The organism is Liberiplasma polymorphum, assembly GCF_043951795.1.
GTDB classification, from domain to species: domain Bacteria; phylum Bacillota_I; class Bacilli_A; order Izemoplasmatales; family Izemoplasmataceae; genus Liberiplasma; species Liberiplasma polymorphum.
This window is the reverse complement of record NZ_JBIOAG010000003.1, coordinates 71,970-82,750: the sequence shown is the minus strand read 5'-3', so window position 1 is coordinate 82,750 and position 10,781 is coordinate 71,970. Positions and strand designations below refer to the sequence as shown.

Below are 10,781 nucleotides of genomic sequence, written 5' to 3'. Positions count from 1 at the left end.
TAAATCAGGATCTGCAATATCAAATGTTCCATTAATAATTAACTCAGCATCTACATAATCTAGATCCACTAACACTTCAATTAAAACGTTATCTAAGATAAATTGTCCGCTTGTTTCACCTGCGAATAATAATCCCATTTCTAGTTTAAATTGTGCTAAAGTTGTATAATCCATTTCTGGATCATCTAATGTAAATTCTACAGTAAATGTTTGTGTTTCTGTAGTTACACCAAGTGTTGCCATATGATAAGCTGTCCATCCGCCACCTGAATGCCCGATTGCTAAAGTAAAATCTCCAGCAACACTAGCTCTTGCATCAAATGTAACACGGTAAGTTTTACCAGCTTCAAATTGAATTGAACCTTCATTATCTGCACCCGTTCCAAGTGCAAATGCATCTTGAATAATTTGAAGTTTCCAGTTTTCGTCCATTACACTAATTATTGAGATATCGAATACTAATTCTCCATCAACAACTGTAATTTCACCTTCTGAACCTTCCCAGAAGTTTGTGAATGCACGCCAACCATAAGTGTTAGTAATTTCTATTTCATCATCGTCATCGTCATCAACAGGTAATTCCATATCGAAGTTACCATTAACGATTTGTTCAGCATCTACATACACGTCACCTTCTAGTACTTCTAACATAACATTAGCTAATGTGAATGATTGTGGTGCATCAGCCCCTGCAAATAACATACCCATTTCTAATTTAAGTTGTGCTAAAACTGTGTAATCCATTTCTGGATCATCTAATGTAAATACCAAAGTAAATGTTTGCATTTCTGTTGTTATTGCTACTTCACTGTCCATAAAGTACGGTGTGAATCCACCAACTGAATGACCAACTATAACAGTAATATTTCCAGCAACACTTGCTTTTGCATCAAAAGTTAAACGATATGTTTTTCCTTCGATTACTTCAATTGAACCTGCATTATCTGGTCCAGTTCCAAGTGCAAATGCATCTTGAATAATTTGGATTTTCCAATTTTCATCCATTGTGCTAATTGCTGTAATATTATAAATTAATTGATTGTCAACTACTTCAAATGATCCTTCTGAACCTTCCCAATCATTGATGAAAGGACGCCATCCATAATAAGAAGTAATTGGTGCTGGTTCTTCATCGTCATCTTCTTCACCAGTAATAGAGAAATCACCATTTACAAGTAAATCAGTCGCAACATATTCTTCTCCTTCTAATACTTCAAGAACAATATTATCTAAAAAGAATTGACCGTCTACTTCGTTTGCAAATAATGCACCCATTTCAAATTTAAACTGAGCTGGGTTTGAATAATCCATTTCTGGGTCATCTAATGTAAAAATAATTTCAAATGATTCCCAAGTTCTTGCAACAGTAAAGTTTTCCATATGGTATGCTGTGAATCCACCAACAAAGTGTGTAATGCCAAAGTTAACTTCACCTGCAACACTTGCACGTGCATCAAATGTAACACGGTACGTTTTACCCGCTTCAAATACCATTGAACCAACATTGTCCTCACCAGTACCAAGTGCATAAGCATCTTGAATAATTTGAACATGCCAATTATCCGAACTGTTTACACTAGTTAAATCAAGTACTAAGCGACCATTAACAATCGTTAAAGTTCCTGCAGTACCTTCCCAATCATTTAAGAATGGGCGCCATCCGAATGCTGGACCAGTTGGACCAACTTCTTCAGCAGTAAATGTACCATTAACAATTAAATCAGTATCAACAAATACATCGTCTTCTAATAATTCAATCTTCACGTTATCTAAGATAAATGATTCTGTTCCATCAGTTCCTGCAAATAATAAACCAAGTTCTAGTTTGAACTGTGCAAGAATTGCAGTATTAAGCTCAGAATCTAATGTAAACTCTACAGTAATTGTTTCCATAGTAGTCGTGATTGCGATTGGATCACTTTCAAAGTATCCTGTCCATCCGCCTACATCATGACCGATTGCTAATTTAATATTCCCAGCAACAGTAGCACGTGCATCAAATGTAACACGGTAAGTTCTACCAGCTAGTAATGCCATATGACCTTCATTTTCTTCACCATAACCGAACGCTTGTGCATCTTGGATTACTTGAAGTTTCCAGCTTGCATCCATACTTGCAACAGTAGTAGGTGAGAACACTAATTCTCCATCTACAACTTCTAAAGTGGCTGCTGAACCTTCCCAATCATTTACGAACGCACGCCAACCATAATCAGCTGATTTAGGTTCGTCATCGATGACTGGTTCAACGACAGTAATAACACGTGTAACTACTGTTTCATTACCCGCTTCATCACTGACAGTATAGGTTAAAGTATATTCACCAATTGTATCAACATCAACGGTACCAGTTACAACGATTTCATCTGTTAAGTCACCATCGACATTGTCAAATGCTGTAACACCCGCCATAGGATCAAATGGAGTTCCTTGAACTAATGAACGATTTCCTGCACCTGAAATAACTGGTGGAATGTCATCTTCAAATTCTTCAACTTCTCTGATGACAACATTATCTAAATAAATTGTTGTGAGTAATGTACCCATAGTACTATCTGACATGGGAACAGATCCCATTTCAAATATAACAGCACCATTAGTATTTGTTGCTAAAGACATACTGAATACAAAACTGAATGTTTGCATTTCAGTAGATAAGTCAAAAATAGTCGTTTGTCCTGTTTTAAAGTTAGTAAACCATGGTGGGCCATCTAGCAACTCACCAATTTGAACATGAATCGCACGTGGCGCTTCTGCTCTTGCTTGGAATTCTACTTCATAGAATTTACCTTGTTCAAAAGTAAGTCCTTTGTTTTCTAGACGTGGTTCCCAAAGTCCACCTGAAACGCCAGTAACAGTAATTTTGAGTTCTCCGTCAACAACTTCAAAGGTTCCGTTTCCACCTTCTAAGCCAGTGGTAGTTGTCCACATAGCCATACCAAGTGAGAAGTCACCATTTGGAACGAACTCATCACCAATAAGTGATGGGTCAAATGTCACTGTAACATAACGGGTTCTTTCAGTTCTATTTCCAGCGCTATCTTCAATTACATAACGTAAGAAGTAAGTTCCTACAGCTCCTGTATTTACAGTCCCAGTAATAACGATTTGATCTGTAATATCGCCATCAACATCATCAATTGCACTTACACCAGCAAGTGGATCAAATGATTCATCAAGATAAATCGTTACATCTACCACACCGGTTAAGACAGGTGGCGTAATGTCGTTATCGACACACACACCATCGATGAGGGTTTGGTTGTCATCACATTCAATTGGTGCAGGTGTTCTACGACATGCAGTCAAACTAAATGCGAATAACAATGTTAAGACAAGCAATAAAACTTTTTTCATAACTTTTTTTCCTCCTATTGGTTCATATATATATTTATTTTGTTATAAAGACCATTTCTTACATCACTTGCAACTTCACCTATTAAAGTGTTGCTGTGATGGGTGGTCGTAACCCCATTGTTAATTAGTTCAATCTTGTAAATGTTGCAGTGTTCATAGGTGTGATCCATACTTTCATTAATATAGGTCACTTCTATATCTTTTAAGAAGGTGAAACTGAGTGTTTTATCTTCTTTAAAGAATTTTTTATCTAGCTTTGGTTCTAATTTAAAGACAAGTTGATCATTTTCGTATTTAAACGGCTCTCCACCAGTCATCATCACTGCCCACATATTGATTGTTTCAACTGTAGACCCACTCAATCTTGCAAAGAACCCTTGTCCGTGAATCATTGGATTTGGATTATTCGTAGGTGCAATAAAACTTGAGTTTTCTAAGGTGCTACGTCCATAGACGGCAGGGTCCATGAAGCAAACTAAATTTGTATCAATTGCATCATAGTAAGATTTATATAGTCCAGCCTTAAGTAATCCTAGTAAATATTTGTACGTCATATGCAAGAAATTACTTTCGCGTTCTAACCACCCCTTAGTGAAAGCATGAATTCTTCCTATTTCATGACTTTCATTTTCTAATGAAACACTAGTTTTATAAATTTTAAGTGTTTTATCATAAAGCTCACTATCTAAAACCGCATCATGCATTTTAATGAGTTTATCTTTATCAAAATCGGTTTTAAAGAGTCTTGCTGGTGCTTCTAAGAATGCAGGTAATGCCACGCGTTCGTAATTTAATGGTTCAACAAGTGTATATCCTTTTGCTGATTTTTTAACGGTGTCCTTATCATGCTGTTCTTTATAATCTGTCACTTTGTAATAAAGGAAGGTTGGGATAATCCCATTATTTTCTTTATAAAGCGTGTTAATGCTTTGGTGGATATGGTCTCTAAGTTCAATCAAGTAATCATTTACTTGGTCAAGGGCAAAGGATTTTAACTCGCCGCATAGTCCAAATCTGATAGCTTCACGATAATTTTCTTTCGCTTTTACACGGTCTTCATAATACCTTGCGTGTTTTAAGTCTATAAACAAACTATAAACCTCAACCGGTAAGGTAATAACATCAGATTTTTTATGTTTCAACATGAACTCAATAATTCTTAATAATTCAATCGTTTCAGATACTCCAGAACCTAGTAATCCAGGAATGCCGTTCATCGCATCGTTCCAACCTGGTTTTTCAGCTTCCATTTCAATTCCGAAGCCTTCAGGGTCAAGGTTGCTATGTTTAGTTAATATTAACACTAGTAACTTTGTGAATAAGTTGGATTGATATATCTTACCGTTTATTTTAGTCCAGTTACTGGTGTAAGGATTCATTTTTAGTAACTCTATCTTCTCTTGGTCAAAATGTCTTAAACTGCTATATTGTCTAACTTTATTTTCTGAATTTAACATAATCTTTTCACTTAGCGGTTTAACACTTACCGGTGAATCAAAATACGCATAATCCGTGTCATTAAACAATACTTTATCCATTTTATCTGGATAAATACTTTCAAAGGTTTCAACTAAATCGATAATATAGGTAAAATGATCAATCCAGAATCCTTCTCCGAAGTTTGCGTTAATACTAGAAGTAGAATGATTAATAATGTCATTTAAATAACTTTCTGTGTCTGTTTTAACATGTAAATTATTTCTTTCAACATAGTTAACAATCTTTCCAGGTGTAAACGGTGTTTTTAAAAATGCTAATACCGCGTTTGCATCACATTCAAAATGTCTGTTGACTAAAGCTTCTTGATCAATGGACTCTTTTAAAGTAAATAGTATGCCATTAATTGAAAGCGGATTATACCCATCAAGTTGAATAAGACTTGCGAACTGATAAATATTAAATCTTTCTACATCTTTATTAATGAATGAATCCATTCTTCTGTTTTGACAGACATCTCTAAAGTTTCCATTACCTTGTGAATAATATTCTGGTGCTAAACTAAAAAAATTGTAATCTCTTTCTAAATCACCATGGCGACGAGAATATAAATGATAGATGGAGTTTCCGATTTTTTCTGGGTAGCCCCCACGTAAAATGTTATCTAAATAATTTTGTTTAACATAATGATCAAATACAGGATTAGCTGTTTGTGTATGGACATCTTTAAGCATCTCATCTATTACTTGTGCAGCTTCAATTTGTTTTTGATCGATGATTTCTTTTTTAGCAAAATTCTTCACAACTTCTCTTAAGAGTTCAATATCCTTTGTATGTCCACTGAGTGCATAAAGTTCAAATGTTTCTCCTTTTTCTATTGAAACATTTACTGGAATAAATCCACATGGAATTTTATTCGCAAAATATTGAGGAGAAGCAACAATTTCATCCAATCCGTGGTTCATAAAATGTAACGGCGTAGATTTAGCTGTGTTTTGTCCGAAAACTAAGTTCTTATCAACAATCGGTGTAATGAGTCCTTGTTCTGTAAACCCTAAGTAAAAGTTCCCGTCTTTTACTTCTTTTACCTCACTACTATCACCTGTAGAGCCGCGTAATCTATAAAAAGCTAAATTATCATCAAAATGATTAACATCAATCCAGCTTGCTAACACATTAGAAACCGATTTGAATGCCTCGTTTTGAATACCAGATGGTAAAATCTCCGCAATACCATCCAGCATTTCAAAAGAGGACCTATGGGAGGAGATATTAGTGATTTCAACTTTACGAACTAATCCAGCAATCGGCGCATTCGCCAATCCGAAATAAGTTACATTAACTTGTAAACCTAAATCACTGTTTACTTCTTCAATACTAAATGATGATTGATCGATTGCCATTTTATGTGGATAGTTAGAATCCACTTTAAAAGCTTCATATAATGTTTGATCTGTTTTAATAAAAGTTCTAAATCCATCAAAAGCCACACATTCATAGGCTTTATTGGCTGGAGAAAATACCGAGATAGGATGATTTTTATCTTGCAATCCGTATCCACTAATCCCTTGTGCACGGTTTACATAAAACGCCCATAAAGGGATTCCCATTTTCCCTGCAACACTAGGTAAGAAGTTTGCAAATGGGTTTTTATTATTATAATTTTCAATAATAAACTTACCCTCTTTAAAATAATATTCTGCCACTAGACATCCTCCTTAATGATAATCGTTGATAGACTGCGTCTACTGATTTTTACCGATTGTTTATCGTTTTTATATGGTATTGCTATAATCGCATCTTTTTCTGATTCATTTTGAAAAATCATAATGATAGATCCATTTGGATTTTTAAAAGCAACTTGCTTAATATGAGCATGATCCAAATCTGTATCGATGCGCAGAGCACCTACATCAACATATTTACTAAAATGTCCAATTGCATAATAAGTACTATTAACATGAACAACGTCATTTTTTGTATCACATATAATTGGTGCATCACAGTAATTCCCAACATGGTTTGGACCACCAATTTCATTTAAAACTAAATTCCAATCAATAAACCCTTCAAGAAAATTAGAAAAATCTCCTATCATGTTTCTTGCATATCTTTCACCGGTTTCAAAACTTCCTAACCGAACGCCACCTTCAATACAGCCCTCAGTAAATAACAAATGTTTATCAGGAAATAGTTCTTTAACTTTAGTTAAGTTTTCAAAGGCCTCTGAAACATACCAATGAACACCCGTACCCCATACGTATTTACTTGCTTCTATATCACTAAGTACTGTTGATGCACGTTCTACTAAAATGTCACGATTATGATCCCAAATAATAAGTTTTTTATCTTCGTGACCGCTTTTATGTAAGGTTGGGCCTAAGTAATTTTTAACAAAATCTCTTTCTTCTTCTGCCGTATAAATACATGAATCCCACACTTGTTTAGCAGCTGGTTCATTTTGAACGGTTAAGCCAAAAATATTGATTCCTGCATTTTCATACGCATTGATAAACTTAATATAATAGTTTGCCCAAGGTTGGAAAAACTCCGGTTTCAATGAACCCCCGTGATTCATTTCGTTATTGGTTTTCATCCAAGCAGGTGGACTCCAAGGTGATGCTAAAATCTCAATGGATGCATTTCTAATCATTTCAGCATCCTTAATCATTGGGATAACCCATTTAAAGTCACGTTCAATATTAAATGTTTTTAATTCAACATCATTTTCTTCAACATATGTGTAATTTTCTAACGCAAAATCACAACTATGTATCGCTACGCGACCTAAGTTGTAACGAAGTCCAGTTTCAGAATTAAAATATAGATCTAGAACCTTATCTCTGTTTTCTTTAGACATTTTTGATAATGTATACGCGCTTGCTTCAGTGAAAGCGCCTCCAAAGCCAACAACAGATTGATAAGTTTTCTCAGAATTCATTTGTAAATTAAATTCTGGTTTTTCATTGATATTTTTTACTAATTTGTGACTATAACCGCCATATTTAGACGTTTCGTATTGTTTAAACATGCTGACCCCCAAAATCTACTATAACGTTTTCGTAAATAGATTATCATAAATGTAAGTGTTTTACTATAACGTTTTCGTAAAATTATATTTTATCCATATTATTTCTAAATAAGCACTGACCAAGTATAAAAAAATGCCTATAATTTTCATAAGCATTTTCATGATGTTTTATGCAAAGTTTATAACAGTACAACATTAGGGCCTAAAGACTAGCTGGTATTCACTAAAGTAAAGGGTTAAAGATATATAAAGGGTAAATAGGTAAGTGTTCTTGAAATTATTGCTCACATAGGCAATAAGGTATTGTCATTCCCACTAAAGAATACCGACTATGCTGATTTTTTCATGAGGTTATCAAAATGGATGCTTCATTTAAACTTAGGTTTTAGTATAACTTCGCATCGCTCCTGTTTTTAAACAGCCCGTTTTGATATGTTACAAATACTTGAATCAATTGTTGTGTAAAATTATCTACATTTCTTTTTTATTGTAAAAATATAGATATACTTTCTAATTCCATAAAACTCCTTTAAACCTATCTTTTTCACTCTTAATAATCGTTAACATCCTATTTATTTAGAATCTATTAAGTGAATCTTTAGTTAAATAAAAAATAAACAGTGTGATCACACTGTTTATCCATTCATTTGATCAAAATGTTTCTGTGAAAAACGTTTTACGTATAGGAGTGCTAAAGCAGCAAGTAAACTATTGAATAATGTAAGAATGATTATGATCAACCATATGTCAATAGTCGATGTTAAAACAAACAAAATCACTCCATTTAAAATTATGATTAAGAATCCCCCAAACACCGCAACAAGTGCTGCGGCACTTTGTTTGACGACTTCTACTTCATTAATGTAATTCATTTTTGGTAAAAATAAGTTAATCATCGCATAAAATGTAGAATTTAAAATTGCGAAAACAACTACAAGGATTAACATCGTGATGACATTTATAATGTTTATCCCTAACGTAAACCCGAAAATTAATATACCAATTAACGCAAAGGGTAAGGTTAATATTAGATTAAATAAGATTTTCGAAAACATAACTTCTTCTGCTTTAATCGGTAAAGATTTAATTAGCCAGAAGTTTTTACCTTCTAAGCTTAAACTTACTGACGGTGAATAGGACATCCCTACAGAAAATCCGACAAATAATAACACCCCAATTTCTATATCAAATGCGGCCGCAGTCAACTCGTCTATAGCCATTGTAACTTGATTTGTAAAAATGATACTTGCAATTGGCACAATAATTAAAAATATCGGACCAATACCGGCGTTAAGTGCATAAATTGGGGAACTTAACATTTTTTTTGCTTCTTTTAATACAAGTGAGTGTATTCTGCTTCGTTCAGAAGATACAGCAACTCTATGATTCTTATAATGGATTTTTTGACCTTTTTGATTGGTTCTTTCAGCTAGTTTAGGCATCAACATTAAAAAGCTATAAGTTACTAATAGATTTATTGCCACAAATCCTAAAAACGGGATAATTTTACCATATTCAACAGCTTGAATAAACCAAGTTAATATGGGATAAACAGTTTCTATACGTTGCATAAACAAACGTTGACCGAGTAACGGATTTCCAGCTTCAAGGGCACTATAATATAGCATGACACCCATAAATACAAAGAAAAGGATAAGTAGTACAATAATATTCAATATTTGACTACGTCTTAATTTCGAGGTAATTTGTGATAATAGTAATGCTAAAAGTGTAAATATAACACTTGGTATAAGTGGTAATAATAAATAACCAATTACAAAATATACAAATACTAAGACACTTAAATTAGCGAAAATCAAGTATATCACAGCCATTGGTAAGGTAAACAAAATAATTATTAAGTAGACTAAAATATTTAGTATTAACCATTTTGATATAAAAATCGTTTTAGCAGTTAACGGTAAATGCGCTAACATTTCATAATCTTTCGTATAAAAAAGTGACCCATTAACACGAAACAATATCATAAATACACTCATGACGGTTGCATAAAAGAATATGAAGTTTAACATAATGCCAAGTGAATCCATTTCATTTAACACTTTAGCTAAGTCATAAAACATCCAAATGAGTAATCCTGCGAAAACAACTAAGGCATAAATAATGGCTAAACCTATTAAAATAGCTTTTACACGTGCTTGCTTTGGATCAAACCCTAATAATCTTTTTAATGAGAAATTCTCTTTAAGTAATACTTTTAACAATGCATGCATCATGCTTCGTTTGCAATTTCCATGAAGATAGATTCTAATGACGAATCTTTTATAACATCTTTAGTTTCTCCATGGGCCACAATCTTACCCTGTTTGATAATCGCAACTTTATTACATAATTTTTCTGCGACTTCAAGAACATGAGTAGAAAAAAATATAGCAGTGCCTTTCTCACGCATTTTTTGAAAGACTTGCTTTAAATTATAACTTGCTTTAGGGTCTAAACCAACAAACGGTTCATCTAATAAAAAAAGTTTTGGTTGATGAATCAAAGCACTGATAATAACAATTTTTTGCTTCATCCCATGTGAATACGATGCGATAGGTTGATTGAGTGCTTCTTCTAACTCAAATAACTGAACATACTCATGAATACGTTGTCTTCTTAACTCTTTTTCAACTTTAAAAACATCAGCAATAAAATCTAAATATTGCATCCCCGTTAATGATTCATAAACATTGGGTTGATCAGGAATATAAGCTATGCGGTTTTTTACATCTAATGGATTTGATATAATTGAAAACCCATCCACTAAAATATCGCCTTCATCAAACGATATTATGCCTGCAATCGATTTTAGTAACGTTGTTTTACCCGCACCATTATGACCAATAAAGCCGTATAAATCACCCGCTTCAATGGATAAATCTACTTCATTACACGCTTTTTTAACCCCATCATAACTTTTGGTAACTTTTATAATTTGTAACATAGTTCACCT

The 10,781-nt window shown here is 33.5% G+C and carries 5 protein-coding genes; all 5 read right to left on the bottom strand.

Features of this window, described 5'->3' with window-relative positions; all coding sequences use genetic code 11:
• Positions 1 to 3,357 (bottom strand): immunoglobulin-like domain-containing protein (locus tag ACHAJD_RS01485; RefSeq protein WP_435584077.1); only part of this gene is annotated, 3,357 nt, incomplete at its 3' end.
• Positions 3,358 to 3,371: 14 nt separating this feature from the next.
• A complete protein-coding gene (locus ACHAJD_RS01480; RefSeq protein WP_435584076.1) occupies positions 3,372 to 6,500 on the bottom strand; it encodes a cellobiose phosphorylase in 3,129 nt (1,042 codons plus the stop codon).
• Positions 6,500 to 7,825 carry a glycoside hydrolase family 30 protein gene (locus ACHAJD_RS01475; RefSeq protein WP_435584075.1) on the bottom strand — a complete coding sequence of 442 codons (1,326 nt, stop codon included), beginning with the start codon at positions 7,823 to 7,825 and terminating at the stop codon, positions 6,500 to 6,502. Before ACHAJD_RS01475 ends, ACHAJD_RS01480 begins: the two co-directional genes overlap by 1 nt.
• Before the next feature lie 635 nt (positions 7,826 to 8,460).
• On the bottom strand, positions 8,461 to 10,059 hold the full coding sequence (locus ACHAJD_RS01470) for a permease-like membrane multi-spanning protein (RefSeq protein ID WP_435584074.1): 1,599 nt from the start codon (positions 10,057 to 10,059) through the stop codon (positions 8,461 to 8,463).
• Entirely contained in the window at positions 10,059 to 10,772 is a 714-nt protein-coding gene (locus tag ACHAJD_RS01465; RefSeq protein WP_435584073.1) for an ABC transporter ATP-binding protein, read from the bottom strand. Before ACHAJD_RS01465 ends, ACHAJD_RS01470 begins: the two co-directional genes overlap by 1 nt.
• Between the last annotated feature and the right edge of the window lie 9 nt (positions 10,773 to 10,781).